The organism is Sphingomonas sp. MS122 (genome assembly GCF_049532975.1).
Classification (GTDB): Bacteria; Pseudomonadota; Alphaproteobacteria; order Sphingomonadales; family Sphingomonadaceae; genus Sphingomonas.
In genome coordinates this window covers 527,501-545,242 of the sequence record NZ_CP186695.1, presented here as the reverse complement: position 1 = coordinate 545,242, position 17,742 = coordinate 527,501, and the positions used below count along the sequence as shown (strand labels likewise).

Sequence of the window (17,742 nt, the reverse complement as noted above, 5' to 3'; positions counted from 1 at the left end):
TTTGTTATATGCGGGCCACTAGCGGGCGAAGCGGCGAATGGCAATCGCGCAGGCGAGCAGCAGCCCGGCGACCAAGAAGGCCAGCCAATTGCCGAGCCGTGCGAAGAGGGTGGGGGGCAATGCCGCGGGCATCGGCGCCTCGATCGCCTTGGTCTCGCCCGGGCCGGCCGCGGCGACGATCCGGCCGCGCGCGTCGACGATCGCCGAGATGCCGGTTGGGGTCGAGCGCAGGATCGGCAGCCCCTCCTCGATCGCCCGCATCCGCGCCTGTGCGAGATGCTGGGGCGGCCCCCAGCTGCCGAACCAGGCGTCGTTGGAGGGATTGAACAGAATCGCGGGGCGGTTCCTCGGGTCCACGGTCTGGCCCGAGAAGATGATCTCGTAGCAGATCTGCATCCCGATCGCACCGAAACCCGGCACCTCCAGCGTCTGCGGTCCCGGCCCGGGGCGGAAGTCGATGTCGCCCATCACCAGCCGCGACAGGCCGAGCGGCTTCAGGATCGAACGCATCGGCAGATACTCGCCATAGGGCACCAGATGCGCCTTGTCGTAGCGGCCGCGGATCGCGCCGGTGGGGTCGATCGCGAACACCGAGTTGGTCGCGGCGTCGAGCGTGCGGTCGCCGCCGAACAGCAGCGCGTTGCCCCCGACCAGCGCCATGTCCTTCGGCCCCAGCGTCATCGCGATCATCTGGCGGATCGTGCGCGGATCGCCCTTGCCGTACCATTCGGGCGGATAGCCCTCCTCGATCCAGTAATCGACCGTGCCTTCGGGCCACACGATCAGGCGCGGGACCGGGCCGCCGGGCAGGATCGTCACGCGATCGTTCGACAGGCGGGTGAGCGCCGCCATCGCCTTCTGGGCATAGGTGCCGTCGAGCGTCGCTTCCTGCCCGACATTGGGCTGGAGCACGCGGACCAGCGGTGCGTTTGCGGCGGGCGGGGTAACGGCGGGATTGAGCAGCAGCGCAACCGCGAGCAGCGCCACGGCGGCGCCAGCGGCCGGACGCCATTGGCGCCGCGACGCGAGGTAGAGGGTGCCCGCCACCGCGACGGTCAGTCCGGACAGCGCATAGGTACCGATGAACGCCGCGAGCTGGGAAATGCCGGGCAACGGGAGCCAGATCACCCCGAGCGGGTTCCACGGATAGCCGGTGAACATCACGCCGCGCAGATATTCGGTGACCGTCCACGCCGCGCCCGAGACCAGCATGAAGGGCAGGTCGGGCTTGCACCGCACCGCGGCGCCCATCCGCCCGAAGCGCCACGCCAGCCCCATCGCGATCGCGGGATAGACGGCGAGATAGAGCGAGAGCAGCACCACTGCGAGATAGCCCAGCGCCGGCGGCATCTTGTCCTGATAGTCGAAGGCGTGCTGGATCCAGTTGTTGCCGACGGTGAAATGGCCGAGCCCGAACAGCCAGCCGCGCAGCAGCGCCTGTTTGAGCGTCGGCGCCTCGTGCGTCAGCCGCAACAGGATCGCGATGCAGACGAGGCCCACGACCCACCAGTCGAGCGGGGCGAAGGCGGTGGCGGAGGTGGCGCCGGCAACGAGCGCGATCAGGCGGGGACGGGGCAGCTGCATCGTGCGCCGCTATCGGGCCAGACGGTGACAGATACAAGCATGCGGCGTATTAAGGCGCCAGTACACCAAGGAAGCATCATGACCGAACCCGTCATCGTCGATATCCCGCACAAGCTCGGCCGCGAGGGCGCCCGTGCCCGCCTCGCCAGCGGGGTGGGCAAGATCGGCGACATGTTTCCCGGCGGCGGAACCGTCAAGGAAAGCTGGCAGGGCGACACGCTGCACTTCACCGTGACGGCGATGGGGCAGAGCGTGGCGAGCCGGCTCGAGGTGTTCGACGATCGAGTCCATGCCGAGGTCGACCTGCCGCCGATGCTCGCGCTGTTCGCCGGCAAGATCCGCGAGAAGCTGCAGAAGGAAGCGCCCAAGCTGCTCGAATGATGACGAACCGACCGCTGCTCGCCCTTCTGCTCGGCCTCGCCGCCTGTTCGGACGATCCGCCCGAGCCTCCCGCGGGCACCGAGCTGACCAGCAACGGTGCCATCGTGGCGCCCGCGCCGGTACTGACGCCGAAGGCGCTGCCCTCCGCCTCGGGGCCTGGCACTGCCTTCGGGCTGACGACGAGACAGATCGAGGACGCCGGCCTGGTCGATGTGCGCGGCACCGACCTCGGCGACGTGCACCGGGTCGAGACCGACGCCTCGGGCAATATCGTCGACGTCGTGATCGAGATCGACGACACCGATCCCGACCGCTTCGTGCGGCTGCCGCTCGCCCGGCTGACCGCGGTGGCGGACGGCGACGGCTGGGACCTGCGCGCCGCGACCAGCCGCGACGAACTTATTGCGCTGCCGCAGGTGGAGCGATAGGCGCGGAAGCACCCGGCGCGCTCACGCGCCAGATCACGTTGCCGACATCGTCCGCGACCAGCAGCGCGCCGGTCCTGTCCGCGGTCACGCCGACGGGCCGTCCCTGTGCCTGGCCCTCGGCGTCGAGAAAGCCGGTCAGCACATCGACCGGCTTGGCGCCCGGTGCGGGCAGGCCGCGCGCGCCGAAGGGCACATAGACGACCTTGTAGCCCGTCGCTGGCACGCGGTTCCACGAGCCGTGCAGGCCGACGAACGCGCCGTTCAGATAGTTCGGCCCGAGCCGCAGGTCCTGTGCGAAGGTCAGACCCAGCGGCGCGGTATGCGCGCCGAGCGCGAAGTCCGGCCGCGCGGTATATTCGCGCAGGTCCGGGCGGCCCGGGCTCACGCGCTTGTCCACGTACCCGCCCCAATAATTCCACGGCCAGCCATAGAAGCTGCCGAAATCGACCTGCGTCATATAGTCGGGCGGCATGTCCGAGCCGAGCATGTCGCGCTCGTTGACCACCACCCACAGCCGCCGGGTATCCGGATTGAGTGCCATGCCGACGGGGTTGCGCAGGCCCGAAGCGAAGATCGTCGCGCGCTTCGCCCTGGGATCGACCGACAGGATCGTCGCGCGGTTCTTCTCCAGCTCGAGGCCCTTCTCGGCGATGTTCGAGGCCGAGCCGACGCTGACGAAGAGCGTGTTGCCGTCGGGGCTGGCGATCACGTCGCGGGTCCAGTGATTGCCGTTCCCTGGCAGGTCGACGACCTTCTCGGGCCTGGCGGTGATCTTGGTCTCTCCGACCTTGAAGGGATAGCGGATCAGCGCGTTATGGTTGGCGACGTAGAGCGTCTCGCCGACCAGCACCATGCCGAACGGCGAATCGAGCCCGTTGGCGGCGGTGAGCAGCACCGAGCGCGCCTCGGCCACCCCGTCGCCGTCGGCATCGCGCAGCAGGGTGATGCGGTTGGCGGAGGGCACGCCGGCGCCGGCACGGCCCATCAGCCATTTCATCACCTTGTCGGTGATCCCGCGCTCCTCGCGCGGCGGCGAATTGCTTTCGGCCACCAGCACGTCGCCGTTGGGCAGGCGATAGAGCCAGCGCGGATGGTCGAGCCCGCGCGCGAAGGCGTTGACCTGGAGTCCCGCCGCCGCACTGGGCTTGGCGTCGCCCTGCCAGCCCACGGCCTTGGCGACCTTGACCGTGGGGAAGGATTCGGCGCGAGGGTTGCTGAGCTCCGGGCGTTGTCCGGCCACGGCGTTGGCATCGAGCCGCGCCACGTCGGGCCGGCTCACCCACCAGAAGAAGCCCGCGGCGAACAGGATCAGCCCCAATCCCACGATCAGGAACATGCGCAGGCGGCTCATTCTTGAGGTTCCTTCAGCTCGACGGGCGGATGCAGGCGCAGGCGGCGGACGCGGGTTGCATCGGCCTCGAGTACCTCGAGCGTCCAGCCGCTCGGGTGCTTCAGGCACTCGCCCGGTTCGGGGACATGGCCCGCCAGCACGAAGGCGAGCCCGCCCAGCGTCTCGACATCCTCCTCGACCTCGCCCAGCCGCGGATCGATCGCCGCAGCGACATCCTCCAGCTCGGCGCGCGCGTCGGCGTCCCAGCCGCCGTCGTCAAGCGGCACGAACAGCGCCTCGGGCGCGTCGTCATGCTCGTCGTCGATCTCGCCGACGATCTCCTCGACCAGGTCCTCGATCGTGATCAGCCCCTCGGTGCCTGAATATTCGTCGAGCACGATCGCGAGGTGGGTACGGCTCGCCTGCATCTGGGCGAGCAGGTCGAGCGTGCCCATCGACTGGGGGACGTAGAGCGGCTGGCGCATCAGGCCGGTGATCTTGGCCGGCGGGCCGGCCCCGGCCGCGAGGTTCGAGAAGACGTCCTTGATGTGGATCATGCCGATCACGCGGTCGAGCTTCTCGCGATAGACCGGCAGGCGGCTGTGCCCCGCTTCGGCGAAGAGCTGGACTAGCTCGGCGAAGCTCGTCTTCTCCTCGACCGCGATGATGTCCGCGCGCGGGACGCCGACGTCGCCCGCGTCGCGCTCGCCGAAGTGGAGGAGGTTGCGCAGCATCTTGCGCTCGAGCGGGGAGAGGTCGCCATTCTTGGCGGGCGTGCCGTCGCCGTCCTCCTCGACCTCGTCGATCGCGTCCTCGATCCGCTCACGCAGCGTTTCGTTCTGCTCTTCTCCGAACAGGAGGGTGCGCAGGCCCCGCCATATGCCGCCTTCGCCGCTACTGTCGCCGTTCCCGCTGCTACTGGGTCCGTCCGCCATTTCCCGGGTCAATCCTCGCGTACCAGATAAGGGTCGGGGATCCCCAGCGTGTCGAGCGCGGCGCGCTCCATCGATTCCATCGCCTCGGCTTCGGAATCCCCCTGATGGTCATAACCTAGCAAATGCAGCACCCCATGGACAATGAGGTGCGTGGCATGGTCCTCGACCGAAATGCCCTTCTCCGCCGCTTCGTGCGCGCAGACGCCATAAGCGAGCACAATGTCGCCCAGGATCACCTCGCCGTCGTCGCTGTTCTGCGTCAGCGCCTCGATCAGGTCGGGTTCGATCATCGGGAAGGAGAGGACGTTGGTCGGCTTGTCCTTGCCGCGATACTGGCGGTTGAGCTGGTGCACCTCGTCGTCGGAGGTCAGGCGCACCGCGATCTCGATCACCGCGTCGGCGGCGGCGAGCTCGCCGAACGGAGTCTGCTCGACCGCCGCGGCGGCCGCCTTCGCACCGATCGCATCCCAGTCGAGTTCGGGCCAATCGCTCTCGTGCTGGACCGCGACGTCAAGCATCCGCGCGGCCTTCGCCCTCGTAGGCATCGACGATGCGCCCCACGATCGGATGGCGCACCACGTCGCCGATGCCGAAGCGGACCATCGCCATGCCCTCGATCCCCTCGAGCTTGTTGACCGCGTCGTTTAGGCCCGACGCCGACGGACCGCCGGGCAGGTCGGTCTGCTTGGGGTCGCCGCACACCACCATGCGGCTGTTCTGGCCGAAGCGGGTGAGGAACATCTTCATCTGCATCGGCGTGGTGTTCTGCGCCTCGTCGAGGATGACGAAGGCGTCCGCCAGCGTGCGGCCGCGCATGAAGGCGATCGGCGCGATCTCGATCTCGCCGCTGGCGATTCGCCGCTCGACCTGCTCGGCGGGGAGGCAGTCGTAGAGCGCGTCGTAGAGCGGGCGCAGGTACGGATCGACCTTGTCCTTCATGTCGCCGGGCAGGAAGCCCAATCGCTCGCCCGCCTCGACCGCGGGGCGCGAAAGGATCAGGCGCTTGACCGATCCGGTGATCAGCTGCGCCACCGCCTGCGCGACCGCGAGATAGGTCTTGCCCGTGCCCGCCGGCCCCAGCGCGAAGATGATGTCGTTCGAGACCAACGCACGCATGTACGCGGTCTGGGTCATTGAGCGCGGGACGATCGTCTTGTTGCGCGTCCGGATCATGATCGGGGGCGGGCCGCCCTCGTCATTCTCCGCCCGGACGATGCCGGTCAGCATCGGCTCGCTCGACATCGCGATCACCGCGTCGATCAGGCCGGTGTCGATGTCCTCGCCGCGGATCACGCGGCTGTGCAGCTCGGTCAGCACCTCGCGGGCATGCGCGACGGCTTCGGCGCTGCCTTCGATCACCACGCGCTGGCCGCGCGCGTGGATATAGACGCCGAGCCGCTCCTCGAGCGCGAGGATGTTGCTGTCATATTCCCCGAACAGCTGCGGGAGCAGCTGGGGCCGGTCGAACGTCACCTCGACGCGGGCACGTTGTCCTTGCTGGGCGGGGACGGGCTTGCGGCTCATGCGACTCCTTGCGGCTGGGGTGCAAAGTTGCGGCACTCGCACGTCATTATTAAACTTTGAGGCGAGGCGGACATGCGGCCGTGTGAGGCCAAACCGGAATGCAACGCGGAGGTTCCGTTACGCATGTCGTAGCCGCAGCATGGCAGAGCCCGGCGATGTAGGACAGGGGAAAGTCACCCGCCGGCGCTTTGGCCGACGGGTGACGCATGCGGGCAACAGTCAAAAGGGCAGGAGCGCCCGGCCGGCGACTGCCTGAAAGAACACGCCGAGGGTGAGCGCGGCATAGATCGCGCTGCCCCCGAGCACCGCGGCCCAGCGGATGCGTGCGGACGCGCCGGCGACCGCCGCGGCGAGCAGCGGGATCGCCTGCTCGGCATGGATGCCGAAGAAATGCGCGATGCGCAGGTCGCCGCCAAGCCGGTTCCAGCCGAACAGCGGCACGCTGCCGCCGACCTGCCCCACGGAATGGCCCGCCTGCGAGCTCATATAGCCGCCGAGCGTCGCGCCCAATGCGAAGGTGAGGACCAGCCCGATGACGACCGCGGCGACGAAGCTCCCCTGCAGCCCGGAGGCAGGGCGCCGCGCGATCTCCCACGCCAGCGGAAGCGTGGTCGCGGTGAGGATGACGGCGCCGAGGCCCATCAACGCATACATGACCGCATGGAAGGGCGTGCCCGTGTTGAAGTGCGACTCGAGCCCCTGCGCCGCCTGGAAGACGATATAGGCGAGCTCGAACGTGCCGCTGGCGATCAGCGCGAAGACGGTGCCGCGCATCAGCCGGCTGCCCTGCCGCTCGGGGCGGACATAGCCCATGAACCAGGCCGCGGTGAGCGCGAACACGCTGACCGAGACGAAGAACTTGGCGGGCTTGACCCAGATGCCGACGCCGCTGGCGAGCGTGCGCGGGTCGGCCAGCTGGAGCAGGATCGCGACTATGCCGAGCGCGAGCGTGACGAGCCCGTAGCGGGTGAGCAGGCGGTGGCGGCGGTCGAACTCGGCGAGCAGCTGCCACGGACGCGACGGATCGAGTGCGAGAGCGGTCATTGCACGGTCTCCTTGTTGGCGAGCACGGCCCGCGCGGCGAGGTAGGGCAGCAGCCCCGCCGGGCCGAACAGGAAGGTGAGGGGCAAGCATGGCAGGACGATCAGCGGCGAGATGCCGCGCGCGGCCGCGTCGCGGCTGATCCAGGCGCCGATGAACAGGTCGAAGGCGAGATAGTGGAGCCAGCCCGCGGCGAGCGCCGAGTCGTTGGCGAACAGCGTTCGCACCGCCGTGATCGAGGTGAAGCCGCCCCGATCGAACCCGTCGCGGCCCTGCCAGATCAGCAGGACATAGCCGATGGCGAGGATCGCGGGGATGACGAACTGGGCCGCGGGCCAGGCGTAGCGCCGTGCCGGCCTGACGAACAGCGCGACGACCAGGGCCAGCCAGCCCAGCATCGCGAGATTGCCGGCGAGGCCGAAGGTGGACGATGGATCGAGCATGTTGCGACTCCAATCTGAACACTGTATAGATAGCGTATGAAGGACGAAGTGAACAGTGTCAAGATGGCGGGCCGCGCTTATCATCACGGGGCGTTGCGCGAGGCGCTGATCGACGCCGCCGAGGCGATCATCGCGGAGCGCGGGGTCGAGGGATTCTCGCTGCGCGAGGCGGCGCGGCGCGCGGGGGTGTCGCCCGCGGCACCGGGGCATCATTTCGGCGACGCGCGCGGGCTGCTCACTGCGGTGGCGACGCGCGCGTTCCGCGATTTCGGCGATGCGCTGGAGGCGGGCACCAGGGGCGAGGACTCGCGCGAACGAATCCGCGGACAGGGCATGGCCTATGTCCGTTTCGCGCTCGCCAACCGCGCGCGCTTCGAGCTGATGTGGCGCAAGGCGCTGCTCGACCGCGAGGATCCCGACTATTGCGCGGCGGGCGACCGGGCGTTCCGGCTCCTTGATCGTGCCGCACGCGGGGCGGGCGCCCCTGAAGGGCCCGACCTCCCGGGGCTCGCGCCGTCGATCGCGGCCTGGTCGATCGTCCACGGCTTTGTCGAGCTGGCGCTGAGCGGCGCGTTCGGGACCGGGCCCGAGGAGCTGAAGGCGGCGACCGAGCAGCTGCTGCCGCGCGTGCTCGATCACCTGGTGGTAGGCTAGCCCGAACCCCAATATGGTCCGTCACTCGCGCGCAGGCGGGAATCGATTGCGGCTGACCGTGAGGTTCTTTCGAGAATGCAGGAGGAATGGATTCCCGCCTGCGCGGGGATGACGGAGTAGGGCGCTACGCCGCCGCCTTCACCCGTTCCACGCCGGCGAGCGAGTTGGGCCCGGCCTGGACGATCTCGACCTCGACCAGGTCGCCGACCTGGGCGTCGGTCATCAGGTGAACCGACTGCAGCCAGGGCGACTTGCCGAGCATCTGGCCGGGCAGCTTGCCCTTGCGCTCGATGAGGACCGTGCAGCTCTTGCCCATCGTGGCGGCGTTGAACGCGGCCTGGTCGCGGTTGAGCGCGTCCTGCAGGCGCTGGAGCCGCTCGTCCATCACTTCGGCGGGAACCGCGCCGTCCATCTCCGCCGCGGGGGTGCCGGGGCGGGGCGAGTATTTGAAGCTGAAGCACTGGGCATAGCCGACGGCGTCGACCAGGCTCAGCGTATCGGCGAACTCTTCCTCGGTCTCGCCGGGGAAGCCGACGATGAAGTCGCCCGACAGCGCGATGTCGGGCCGCGCCTCGCGCACGCGGTCGAGGATGCGCAGGTAGGAATCGCGGCTGTGGCTGCGGTTCATCGCCTTGAGGATGCGGTCGTTGCCCGCCTGCACCGGGAGATGGAGGAAGGGCATCAGCTTCCCCACCTCGGCATGGGCGCGGATCAGCCCGTCCTTCATGTCGTTGGGATGGCTGGTGGTGTAGCGGATGCGGTGCAGGCCCTCGATCCGGTCGAGCGCGCGGATCAGGCCGTGCAGGCCGGTGCCCGCATCGTCGTCCCAGGCGTTGACGTTCTGGCCGAGCAGCGTGATCTCGCGCGCGCCGGCATCGACCAGCGCCTTGGCCTCGTCGAGGATCGCGTCGAACGGCCGGCTGACCTCGGCGCCGCGGGTATAGGGCACGACGCAATAGGTGCAGAACTTGTCGCAGCCCTCCTGCACGGTGAGGAACGCCGAGGGGCCGGCCCTGCGGCGGGCGGGGAGCGCGCCGAACTTGCTCGCGACCGGCATGTCGGTGTCGATCGCGGCGGAGCCCGATGCTGCCTGCGCGATCAGCGTCGGCAGGCTGTGATAAGCTTGCGGCCCGACCACCACATCGACCTTGGCGCGGCGCACGATCTCCTCGCCCTCGGCCTGGGCGACGCAGCCGGCGACGGCGATCATCGGCGCCTCGCGGTCGTTGGCGCGCGCGTCCTTGCGCAGGCGGCCGATGTCCGAGAACACCTTCTCGGTCGCCTTCTCGCGGATGTGGCAGGTGTTGAGCACGACGAGGTCGGCGCTCTCGGCGTCCGCCGCGGCGGTCATGCCCTGCGCCGCCATCAGCTCGGCCATGCGCTCGCCGTCATAGACGTTCATCTGGCAGCCGAAGGACTTGACGTGATAGGTTTTGGGCGCGGACTTCATCCGCGCCCTATAGGGGAAGCAGTCCCCTCGCGAAACCGCCTCTGGCGTTCCGGGCCGCGGCTCAATAGATAGCCCGCCCAAATGGCACGGATCGAGACCCCCAAGCGCGTGCGTGGCACGCAGGACATCTTCGGCGAGGAGCAGCGCCGCTTCGCGCGCGTCGTCGAGGCGTTCGAGAAGGTGCGGCGGCTCTACTGCTTCCAGCAGGTGCAGGTGCCGGTGTTCGAGGCAACGAGCGTGTTCGCGCGCAGCATGGGCGAGACCAGCGACGTCGTGTCGAAGGAGATGTACACCTTCCCCGACCGCGGCGACGACCTGCTGACGCTGCGGCCGGAGTTCACCGCGGGGATCTGCCGCGCCTACATCACCGAGGGGTGGCAGCAGTTCGCGCCGCTCAAGCTGACCACGCACGGCCCGGTCTTCCGCTACGAGCGGCCGCAAAAGGGGCGGTATCGCCAGTTTCATCAGATCGACGCCGAGATCATCGGCGCGGCCGAGCCGGCGGCGGACGTCGAGCTGCTGTGCTTCGGCGACCAGCTGTTGCACGAGTTGGGCATTGCCGAGGGCGTGACGTTGCAGCTCAATACGCTGGGCGATGCCGAGACGCGCGATGCGTGGCGCGGCGCGCTGGTGGCGCATTTCGAGAAGCATCGCGGCGAGCTGTCCGAGGACAGCCTGACCCGGCTCGAGAAGAACCCGATGCGCATCCTCGATTCGAAGGACCCGCGCGACCGGCCGGTGGCGGATGCCGCGCCGGACATCGACGCCTATCTGACCAGTGAGGCGGGAGCGTTCTTCGAGGCGGTGACCAAGGGGCTCGACGCGGCCGGCGTCGCCTGGACGCGCAATGCGCGGCTGGTGCGCGGGCTCGATTACTACCGCCACACCGCGTTCGAATTCGTCACCGACCGGCTCGGCGCGCAGGGCACGGTACTGGCCGGGGGGCGCTATGACGGGCTGATCGGCAACCTCGGCGGACCGGAGACGCCGGGCGTGGGCTGGGCCGCGGGGATCGAGCGGCTTGGGATGTTGCTGGAGGAACCGGGGACGGAGCGGGCGGAGATCATCGTTGTGGCCGGCAACGAACACGAAACCGAAAATGCTATCGCGCTTACGGCGATGATTCGGCGCCTGGGGTTCGCGGCGGATGCAATCGTATCCGGCTCGCCTCGCAAGCGCACCGATAAGGCCGAAACGCGCCAGCCGGGCATCATTCTTTATGCGCAGTCGGAGGATACGCCGCAGCCTGGCACGGCCACGTTCAAGTTCTGGAAAGTGCGAGGCGCTTCAGACCGTTTCGAGGCGCTGAAATCGCGGGTGTTGACGGCGATTGGCGATGCGCAAATTGTCATCGATGCGAGGGTGCAGGCGAGTCACTGGACCGGCGACGATTTCTTTCGAGTATATCTGGCGAAATGACCCGCATCTCGCCCGACAAGATCGCCGCGATCGAGGCGCGGCGCGACGAGCTGCAGGCGATGATGGCGACCGGCGACCTGCCGTCGGACCGCTTCGTCGCCGTCTCCAAGGAATATGCCGAGCTCGAGCCGGTCGCGGCCGCGGCGGGCGAGGTTAGGCGGCTGCGCGACGAGGCGGCGAGCCTCGCCGAGATGAGCCGCGACGGCGACCCCGAGCTGCGCGCGATGGCGAGCGAGGAACTGCGCGAGAACGAGGACGCGCTGGCGCGGGCCGAGCACGCCCTCGCACTGTCGCTGCTGCCGCGCGACGCCGCGGACGAGCGCGCGGCGATGCTCGAGATCCGCGCCGGCACCGGCGGGGACGAGGCGGCTTTGTTCGCGGGCGACCTGCTGCGCATGTACCAGCGCTATGCCGAGCGGCAGGGGTGGAAGGTCGAGATGATCTCCGCCAGCACGTCGGAGGCCGGGGGCTTCAAGGAAGTCGTCGCCAGCGTCGCGGGCAAGGGCGTGTTCGCCAAGCTCAAGTTCGAGAGCGGCGTGCACCGCGTCCAGCGCGTGCCGGTGACCGAGAGCGGCGGGCGGATCCACACCTCCGCGGCGACCGTGGCGGTGCTGCCCGAGGCCGAGGAGGTCGATGTCGAGATCCGCAACGAGGATCTGCGCGTCGACATCTACCGCTCCTCGGGCGCGGGCGGGCAGCACGTCAACACCACCGATTCGGCGGTGCGGCTCACGCATATCCCGACCGGACTGGTGGTGATCCAGCAGGACCAGCGCAGCCAGCACAAGAATCGCGACAAGGCGATGCAGGTGTTGCGCACGCGCCTGTACGAGCTCGAGCGCGAGCGGCTGGCGAGCGAGCGCTCGGGCGCGCGCAAGTCGATGGTGGGATCGGGCGACCGCTCGGAGCGAATCCGCACCTACAACTTCCCGCAGGGGCGGGTGACCGACCACCGCATCAACCTGACGCTGCATCGCCTGCCCGAGATACTCGAGGGCGAGATGGACGAGCTGATCGGCGCGCTGGTCGCCGAGGACGAGGCCGAGCGGCTGGCGGCGCTCGAATTCGTGAGCGTGCGCGCCGCGATCGCCGAGGCGGCCGCGCGCATCCAATCGGAGACGCCGCGGCTCGATGCCGAACTGCTGATGGCGCACGCGCTGGGGGTGAGTCGGCAGGCGATGCTGCTGTCGCGGCTCGGCGATCCGGTACCCGAGGGGTTCGCGGCGCTGGTCGAGCGGCGGCTGGCGCATGAGCCCGTGGCGTACATCACCGGAAGTCGCGGCTTCTGGACGATCGAGCTGGGGGTCGGCCCCGGCGTACTGGTGCCGCGCGCGGACAGCGAGACGCTGATCGAGGCGGCGATGGCGCACTTCGCGGGAACCGACGGGCCGCAGCGCGTGCTCGATCTCGGCACCGGGCCGGGAACGCTGCTGCTGGCGGCGCTGGCGCAATGGCCGGAGACGCAGGGCCTGGGGATCGATTCGTCGCCCGAGGCGCTGGATTATGCGCGCGCCAATGCGACCATGCTCGACATGGCGGATCGCGCGCGGTTCAGCCGAGGCGATTGGGCAACGGGCCTCGATGGCCAGTTCGACCTGATCCTCTGCAACCCACCCTATATCGGTACCCAGGAAGAACTGGCCGCCGAGGTGCGCGACCACGAGCCTGCCGCCGCGCTGTTCGCCGGGCCGGACGGGCTCGACGACTATCGCCGCATCGTGCCCGATCTGCCGCGGCTGCTCGCGCCGGGCGGGATCGCGGTGCTGGAGATCGGCTGGACCCAAAGCGCGGCGGTCTCGGCGCTGGTCCGCGAGGCAGGCCTCGCGACGGCGATTCGCCGGGACCTGGGCGGGCGCGATCGCGCCGTGATCGCAAGTTGAACTATCGCCGCCCGATACCAATATAGTGCTTGGAGATTGGTGCCCCAGCGGCTAAAGATGGCCCCGGGGAAGGCACCTTCGACCTAAATCGTTGAAAAGGCACGCCGACCCAATCCAAGGCATGAACGCTGCTGAGTGTCCGGCAGCCATGCGGGGCGCCGCTCCGGGCCAGTTCCGGCGCGGCGGGCGGGATAACACGCATCCGGGATCGCTGATGATCGATGGCGGATTGAGTAAGGACAGGACAAACAGACGTTGATGAACAATCGTCAGGCGAACAACGGCCGCCGGCGTGGCCGTGGTGGCCAGCGCCAGCAGGGTGGCAACCCCAATCAGGGCAACGGCAACCGCATCGACAACCGCGCCCGCGGCAACGCCGCCCAGCTGCTCGAGAAATACAAGAATCTCGCGCGCGACGCGCAGATGCAGGGCGACCGCGTCAACACCGAATATTACCTCCAGTTCGCCGATCACTATTTCCGCGTGCTGGCCGAGAGCCGCTCGCGCTTCGAGGAGCAGGACCGCCAGCGCCGCAATCGCGACGATTTCGACGGCGATGAGGACGATCTCGACGATGGCGTCGAGGGTCTCCGCGGCAATGAAGGCGATGCCGGCGACGCCAGCGACGAGGGGGGTGAGCCGCAGCGCTTCGAGCGCCGCGAGGGCCGCCGCGATCGTGACGGCCAGCGCGACAATCAGCGCGATGGGCGCCGCGACCGCAACGAGCGCCGCGACCGTCCGGCCAATGGCTATGACGGCGAGCTCGACCAGCCCGTTGCCGCCAACGAGGACGAGGCGCCGCGCGACGACGAGGGGCGCGAGGAAGGCCGCCGCCGTCGTGGCCGTCCGCGCCGCGAAGCGGCCGGGGATATGGAGGAGCTGCCCGGCATCGCCGCGGTGCTTCCGCCCGCGCTCGGGGTCGAGGGCGAGGTGGTGGTCGAAGCCAAGCCGCGCCGCCGCCGCGTGAAGAAGGACGAGGAGCCCGCCGCGGCGGAGTGAGCGTCCTCTGGAACGAGAAATCGAGGCCGGTCCGCAGCTTGCGGACCGGCCTTTTTCTTTGCCGGTTGACACGGACCGCGCCGTGGCGATGTTGGCCGGACATGGCGGTGGGGGGGAATGCGATGCGTCTGACCTTGGCTCTTGCGGCGGCAGGCGCCGCGCTTCCCGGCATTGCGATCGCGCAAAGCGTCGAGATTCCTTCGGCCCAGGGCGACCTCGCGGTGACCATCTACAACAACAATCTCGCGCTGGTGCAGGACACGCGCACGCTGAGCGTACCTCAGGGACGGAGCCGCCAGGAATTCCCCGACGTCTCGGCGCAGATCAGGCCGGAAACCGTGACGCTGTCCGGCCCCGGCATCGCCATCGTCGAGCAGAATTTCGACTATGACCTGCTGAGCCCGGACAAATTGATGGAAAAGGCGGTGGGGCAGGTCGTCACCATCGTCCGCACCAATCCCGCGACCGGCGCCGAAACGCGTGAGCAGGCCAAGGTGCTTGCGGCGAACGGCGGCATCGTCCTGCAGATCGGCAACCGGATCGAGGTGCTGCGCGACGACGGGCTGCCGGTGCGCGTGGTGTTCGACAAGGTGCCCGAGAATCTGCGCGCGCGGCCGACCCTGTCGGTGACGGTCCAGGCGGAACGCAACGGTCCGGTGCCGACGCGTCTGTCCTATCTGACCCCCGGCCTCGGCTGGACCAGCGACTATGTCGCGCTGTTCGACGAGAAGGCAGGCACGATCGACGTGCAGGGCTGGGTCACGCTCAACAACAATACCGGCACGACGTTCAGCAATGCCGACACGCTGCTGGTCGCGGGCAATGTCGGCGGGGGGCAGAATCGCTTCGGGCGGATGGGGTCGATGGACGACGCTTCCATCGAGCAGGCGGGAACCGAGAGCGGCACGCGCGAGCGGCTGGGCGACTATTATCTCTACCCGCTCGCCGAGCGCACCACCATCGCCAACGCGCAGCAGAAGCAGGTGAGCTTCCTCGACGTGAAGGCGTCGCCCGCGCGCAAGGCCTATGAGTTCGCCAATGGCTGGATGGGCGGCAACGACGTGCCGCGCAGCGCCGCCACCGCGATCAAATTCTCGACCTCGCGCAACGGCGGGCTCGGCGACCAGCTCCCGGCCGGTACCGTCCGCGTCTATATGCGCGACGCGCGCGGCGATCCCCAGTTCATCGGCGAGAACCGGATCGGCCACACGCCGATGGGATCGTCGATGTCGATCCGCACCGGCGAGGCGTTCGACGTCAAGGTCAAGGTGGTGGTGGAGGAGCGGACCCGATTGTCCAACCGCCGCTGGCGCACGCGGATGCGCTATACCGTGAGCAACGCGCGCGACACGCCGGTCACGCTCGATCTGGCGCAGGACGGCCTGTGGGGCGATGTGAAGATCATCGAGCAGAGCATCACCGGCGAACGCATCTCCGCGGATCGCGTGGAATGGAAAGTCCCGGTCGCGGCCAATGCCAGCGCCGACCTGACGGCGACCTTCGACACCCGGTACTGAGCGCACGATGCGCTGGCTCCTGCTCCTCATGCTGTGCCTGCCCTCGCTGGCATATGCGCAGGGGCACACCGTCACCTCGAGCGAGGTATCGGACGTCGCGGTGACCATCTATCGCGACCCCTATCGCGATGCCGGCATGATGCGGATGGGCTGGCCGGGCGGCTACGCACTGATCACCGAGACGCGGACGATCACCCTGCCCAGGGGCGAGAGCCGCCTTCGGTTCGAGAATGTCGCCGAAGGGCTGCTCCCCGAGACCGCGATCGTCACGGGCCTGCCGTCGGGCGTGCGCGAGAAGAATCGCGACGCACGGCTGATCTCGCCCGCGGGACTCGTCGATGCCTTCCTCAAGCGCCGCGTGCTGATCCGCCGCACCGATCCGGCGACCGGCCGGGTGCGCGAGCAGAGCGCGATCATCCAGTCCGGCCCCGATGGCGGGGTGCTGATCCGGACCGAAGGGGGGATCGAGGCGCTGCGCTGCTCGGGCCTGCCCGAACGGATGGTCTATCCCGAACTGCCCGACACGCTCTCCGCGCGGCCGACGCTCTCCATCCTGACGCGCAGCGACCGGGCGGTCACCGCGACGATCCAGCTGACCTATATGGCGCAGGGCTTCGACTGGTCGGCCAACTATGTCGGCAACATGGCCGCGGACGGCAGGAAGATGGGGCTGTTCGCCTGGCTGACCGTCGCCAATGGCGGGCAGCAGAGCTTCAAGGATGCGCGGCTGCAGGTGATCGCGGGCAAGCCCAACAAGCGCCCCAACAATCCGCCCCCGCCGCCGCCGGCTTCCGCGCTCGAGTTGCAATGCTGGCCGCTCGACACGACCAGCACGCATCCGCGCCGCGAATGGGAGCGGCTGCCGATGCCGCGCGGCCCCGACCTGTCGCGGTTCGACGCGGTGGGACGCAACGCGCCGGGCAGCTTCGAGACTCGCAAGCAACGGCGCGAGCGCGAGAAACGGGAACGCTCTTTCGGCGGGGGAGGCGGTGACGAGGAAAGCATCGTGGTGACGGGGTCGCGCGTGCGGCGCCCGCGTCTGGAAGCGCCGTTGGCGGTTACCGTCGTGTCGGCCGACTATGCCATGCCCGCGCCCCCGCCGCCGCCGGCACCGCCCCCACCGCCCCCGCTGGGCGAAACCGTCGCGATCGCCCAGGGCGCTCAGGCACAGGCCGAGGCGCTGGGCGATCTCAAACTCTATCGCGTGCCGATGCGGGTCACCGTCGCGGCGCAGAGCCAGAAGCAGGTGGCGATGCTCGTCCAGCCCGAGGCGCGGTTCGACCGCATCTATCGCGCCAATGTCGCCGCCGGAGAGGTCACGCCGCGGCCGATGCCCTTCCTGCTGCGCTCGACCAATAGCGCCGAAAAGGGCCTGGGCGTGCCGCTGCCCGCGGGCGGCCTGGCGCTGTTCGAGACCGTGGCGGGCCGCCGCCTGCTCGCGGGCCGCAACGATGTCGCCGACCTGGCGGTGGGCGAAGAGGTGGAGCTGACGCTCGGCCAAAGCCCGGACGTTCAGTGGAAGCTGACGCGCGTGAAGGAGACGTCCGACCGGCAGGAGTGGCGCGTCGACATCACCAACGCGCGAGACGTGCCGGTGGCCGCCCAGATCATCGTTCCCTATGATCTCGCTGAAAAGCCGCCGGGAATCGAACGCGGCCGTGGGGGCTGGGTGCTGCCGGTCGAGGTGCCGGACAACGGCACCGCCACCCTCAGCTACGCGCTCAAGCTCGGTCCTCGCCGCTGATTCTTCGCGCGTGTCCGGCCGCGCTAGCCCCCACGATTGCGCTCGGTCGCGTCGCGCGAGCGCTCGTCATGACCGGTGCCCGAGCTCATGAAGATCAGCCCCATCAGCGCGCCGCCGAGCAGGACCGACAGGCCGATGCCGATCGCCATCGCGATCGAGGCGTGGAGCTGGAACTCGCCGATCGAGAAATAGAGCGCGACCACCGCGACGACCGCGGAGAGCAATGCGACCACGGCGACGATGCCGAAGATGCGGCGATAGCGGCCCCAGGCGAGGCGGGCATAATCGGGATTGTCGAGATCGGGTTTCATGCCTTTCAATTGGGGACGAAACGTGGGATTCTCAACCGCCTCTAACAGGAAAGGAGACTGGCGATGACGATCGCGGCAATCCTGAGCGGCAAGGGGCAGGAT

Annotated in this window: 18 protein-coding genes and 1 pseudogene (1 of these 19 running past the window's edge); 10 read left to right on the top strand and 9 right to left on the bottom strand. The window is 68.9% G+C overall.

From position 1 onward, the window contains the following. Nucleotides 1-18: 18 nt before the first annotated feature. A complete protein-coding gene (lnt, locus tag ACO227_RS02590) occupies nucleotides 19-1,584 on the bottom strand; it encodes an apolipoprotein N-acyltransferase (protein ID WP_423605028.1) in 1,566 nt (521 codons plus the stop codon). A gap of 78 nt (nucleotides 1,585-1,662) precedes the next feature. On the opposite strand from lnt, the gene ACO227_RS02585 reads away from it, so the two are divergent. Both ACO227_RS02585 and ACO227_RS02580 read left to right on the top strand, forming a co-directional pair. Continuing rightward, the gene (locus tag ACO227_RS02585) at nucleotides 1,663-1,965 is read left to right on the top strand and encodes a polyhydroxyalkanoic acid system family protein (RefSeq protein WP_423605026.1); all 303 of its coding nucleotides are present in this window, start codon (nucleotides 1,663-1,665) and stop codon (nucleotides 1,963-1,965) included. Further along, nucleotides 1,962-2,393: a hypothetical protein gene (locus tag ACO227_RS02580; protein WP_423605024.1), complete on the top strand. Its 432-nt coding sequence runs from the start codon at nucleotides 1,962-1,964 to the stop codon at nucleotides 2,391-2,393. The genes ACO227_RS02585 and ACO227_RS02580 overlap by 4 nt, the downstream gene beginning before the upstream one ends. Here ACO227_RS02580 and ACO227_RS02575 read toward each other — a convergent pair. The 6 genes from ACO227_RS02575 to ACO227_RS02550 all read right to left on the bottom strand — a co-directional run bounded on the left by ACO227_RS02575 (nucleotide 2,365) and on the right by ACO227_RS02550 (nucleotide 7,666). Next, nucleotides 2,365-3,744, bottom strand: coding sequence for a PQQ-dependent sugar dehydrogenase (locus tag ACO227_RS02575; protein WP_423605022.1), 1,380 nt, complete (start codon nucleotides 3,742-3,744; stop codon nucleotides 2,365-2,367). The genes ACO227_RS02580 and ACO227_RS02575 overlap by 29 nt on opposite strands. Next, nucleotides 3,741-4,658, bottom strand: a complete 918-nt coding sequence (locus ACO227_RS02570) for a hemolysin family protein (protein WP_423605021.1) — start codon at nucleotides 4,656-4,658, stop codon at nucleotides 3,741-3,743. The genes ACO227_RS02575 and ACO227_RS02570 overlap by 4 nt, the downstream gene beginning before the upstream one ends. An 8-nt stretch (nucleotides 4,659-4,666) precedes the next feature. Continuing rightward, nucleotides 4,667-5,176: an rRNA maturation RNase YbeY gene (gene ybeY, locus ACO227_RS02565; RefSeq protein WP_423605019.1), complete on the bottom strand. Its 510-nt coding sequence runs from the start codon at nucleotides 5,174-5,176 to the stop codon at nucleotides 4,667-4,669. Then, complete coding sequence (locus ACO227_RS02560; RefSeq protein WP_423605017.1) at nucleotides 5,169-6,182, bottom strand: PhoH family protein; 1,014 nt, start codon at nucleotides 6,180-6,182, stop codon at nucleotides 5,169-5,171. Before ACO227_RS02560 ends, ybeY begins: the two co-directional genes overlap by 8 nt. 219 nt (nucleotides 6,183-6,401) lie before the next feature. Then, nucleotides 6,402-7,226 (bottom strand): hypothetical protein, encoded by an 825-nt coding sequence (locus ACO227_RS02555; protein WP_423605016.1) that lies wholly within the window; start codon nucleotides 7,224-7,226, stop codon nucleotides 6,402-6,404. Continuing rightward, nucleotides 7,223-7,666 carry an ABA4-like family protein gene (locus ACO227_RS02550; RefSeq protein ID WP_423605014.1) on the bottom strand — a complete coding sequence of 148 codons (444 nt, stop codon included), beginning with the start codon at nucleotides 7,664-7,666 and terminating at the stop codon, nucleotides 7,223-7,225. Before ACO227_RS02550 ends, ACO227_RS02555 begins: the two co-directional genes overlap by 4 nt. A 36-nt stretch (nucleotides 7,667-7,702) precedes the next feature. Here ACO227_RS02550 and ACO227_RS02545 point away from each other — a divergent pair, with 36 nt between their 5' ends. After that, nucleotides 7,703-8,320: a TetR/AcrR family transcriptional regulator gene (locus ACO227_RS02545; RefSeq protein ID WP_423605012.1), complete on the top strand. Its 618-nt coding sequence runs from the start codon at nucleotides 7,703-7,705 to the stop codon at nucleotides 8,318-8,320. 124 nt (nucleotides 8,321-8,444) lie between these two features. On the opposite strand, the gene miaB is transcribed toward ACO227_RS02545, so the two are convergent. Then, complete coding sequence (gene miaB, locus ACO227_RS02540; RefSeq protein WP_423607240.1) at nucleotides 8,445-9,722, bottom strand: tRNA (N6-isopentenyl adenosine(37)-C2)-methylthiotransferase MiaB; 1,278 nt, start codon at nucleotides 9,720-9,722, stop codon at nucleotides 8,445-8,447. 129 nt (nucleotides 9,723-9,851) lie between these two features. Here miaB and hisS point away from each other — a divergent pair, with 129 nt between their 5' ends. The 6 genes and pseudogenes from hisS (at nucleotide 9,852) to ACO227_RS02510 (ending at nucleotide 17,329) form a co-directional block, all read left to right on the top strand. Next, nucleotides 9,852-11,189: a histidine--tRNA ligase gene (hisS, locus tag ACO227_RS02535; RefSeq protein WP_423605010.1), complete on the top strand. Its 1,338-nt coding sequence runs from the start codon at nucleotides 9,852-9,854 to the stop codon at nucleotides 11,187-11,189. Beyond that, a pseudogene (gene prfA / locus ACO227_RS02530) lies at nucleotides 11,186-12,253 on the top strand (peptide chain release factor 1); the annotation flags it as partial. The gene hisS and the pseudogene prfA, both read left to right, overlap by 4 nt. Before the next feature lie 81 nt (nucleotides 12,254-12,334). Next, nucleotides 12,335-13,069 carry a peptide chain release factor N(5)-glutamine methyltransferase gene (gene prmC, locus ACO227_RS02525; protein ID WP_423607238.1) on the top strand — a complete coding sequence of 245 codons (735 nt, stop codon included), beginning with the start codon at nucleotides 12,335-12,337 and terminating at the stop codon, nucleotides 13,067-13,069. A 258-nt stretch (nucleotides 13,070-13,327) separates the two neighbouring features. Continuing rightward, entirely contained in the window at nucleotides 13,328-14,068 is a 741-nt protein-coding gene (locus ACO227_RS02520; protein WP_423605008.1) for a DUF4167 domain-containing protein, read from the top strand. Nucleotides 14,069-14,190: 122 nt separating this feature from the next. Continuing rightward, entirely contained in the window at nucleotides 14,191-15,585 is a 1,395-nt protein-coding gene (locus ACO227_RS02515) for a DUF4139 domain-containing protein (protein ID WP_423607236.1), read from the top strand. 7 nt (nucleotides 15,586-15,592) lie between these two features. After that, nucleotides 15,593-17,329 carry a DUF4139 domain-containing protein gene (locus ACO227_RS02510; protein WP_423605007.1) on the top strand — a complete coding sequence of 579 codons (1,737 nt, stop codon included), beginning with the start codon at nucleotides 15,593-15,595 and terminating at the stop codon, nucleotides 17,327-17,329. Nucleotides 17,330-17,352: 23 nt separating this feature from the next. Here ACO227_RS02510 and ACO227_RS02505 read toward each other — a convergent pair whose 3' ends face one another. Then, nucleotides 17,353-17,640 carry a hypothetical protein gene (locus tag ACO227_RS02505; RefSeq protein WP_423605005.1) on the bottom strand — a complete coding sequence of 96 codons (288 nt, stop codon included), beginning with the start codon at nucleotides 17,638-17,640 and terminating at the stop codon, nucleotides 17,353-17,355. 63 nt (nucleotides 17,641-17,703) lie between these two features. Between ACO227_RS02505 and ACO227_RS02500 the strand changes: the two genes are divergently transcribed. Further along, on the top strand, nucleotides 17,704-17,742 hold the start of the coding sequence (locus ACO227_RS02500) for a CBS domain-containing protein (protein WP_423605004.1). The gene runs 390 nt beyond the window's last position; only the first 39 of its 429 coding nucleotides appear in the window; its start codon is at nucleotides 17,704-17,706; the stop codon falls past the right edge of the window.

What these genes read in the sequence shown, in the direction of transcription:
- lnt (WP_423605028.1), bottom strand. Translation starts at nt 1,584, where the DNA reads ATGCAGCTGCCCCGTCCCCGCCTGATCGCGCTCGTTGCCGGCGCCACC.
- ACO227_RS02585 (WP_423605026.1), top strand. Translation starts at nt 1,663, where the DNA reads ATGACCGAACCCGTCATCGTCGATATCCCGCACAAGCTCGGCCGCGAG.
- ACO227_RS02580 (WP_423605024.1), top strand. Translation starts at nt 1,962, where the DNA reads ATGATGACGAACCGACCGCTGCTCGCCCTTCTGCTCGGCCTCGCCGCC.
- ACO227_RS02575 (WP_423605022.1), bottom strand. Translation starts at nt 3,744, where the DNA reads ATGAGCCGCCTGCGCATGTTCCTGATCGTGGGATTGGGGCTGATCCTG.
- ACO227_RS02570 (WP_423605021.1), bottom strand. Translation starts at nt 4,658, where the DNA reads ATGGCGGACGGACCCAGTAGCAGCGGGAACGGCGACAGTAGCGGCGAA.
- ybeY (WP_423605019.1), bottom strand. Translation starts at nt 5,176, where the DNA reads ATGCTTGACGTCGCGGTCCAGCACGAGAGCGATTGGCCCGAACTCGAC.
- ACO227_RS02560 (WP_423605017.1), bottom strand. Translation starts at nt 6,182, where the DNA reads ATGAGCCGCAAGCCCGTCCCCGCCCAGCAAGGACAACGTGCCCGCGTC.
- ACO227_RS02555 (WP_423605016.1), bottom strand. Translation starts at nt 7,226, where the DNA reads ATGACCGCTCTCGCACTCGATCCGTCGCGTCCGTGGCAGCTGCTCGCC.
- ACO227_RS02550 (WP_423605014.1), bottom strand. Translation starts at nt 7,666, where the DNA reads ATGCTCGATCCATCGTCCACCTTCGGCCTCGCCGGCAATCTCGCGATG.
- ACO227_RS02545 (WP_423605012.1), top strand. Translation starts at nt 7,703, where the DNA reads ATGAAGGACGAAGTGAACAGTGTCAAGATGGCGGGCCGCGCTTATCAT.
- miaB (WP_423607240.1), bottom strand. Translation starts at nt 9,722, where the DNA reads ATGAACGTCTATGACGGCGAGCGCATGGCCGAGCTGATGGCGGCGCAG.
- hisS (WP_423605010.1), top strand. Translation starts at nt 9,852, where the DNA reads ATGGCACGGATCGAGACCCCCAAGCGCGTGCGTGGCACGCAGGACATC.
- prmC (WP_423607238.1), top strand. Translation starts at nt 12,335, where the DNA reads ATGGCGCACGCGCTGGGGGTGAGTCGGCAGGCGATGCTGCTGTCGCGG.
- ACO227_RS02520 (WP_423605008.1), top strand. Translation starts at nt 13,328, where the DNA reads ATGAACAATCGTCAGGCGAACAACGGCCGCCGGCGTGGCCGTGGTGGC.
- ACO227_RS02515 (WP_423607236.1), top strand. Translation starts at nt 14,191, where the DNA reads ATGCGTCTGACCTTGGCTCTTGCGGCGGCAGGCGCCGCGCTTCCCGGC.
- ACO227_RS02510 (WP_423605007.1), top strand. Translation starts at nt 15,593, where the DNA reads ATGCGCTGGCTCCTGCTCCTCATGCTGTGCCTGCCCTCGCTGGCATAT.
- ACO227_RS02505 (WP_423605005.1), bottom strand. Translation starts at nt 17,640, where the DNA reads ATGAAACCCGATCTCGACAATCCCGATTATGCCCGCCTCGCCTGGGGC.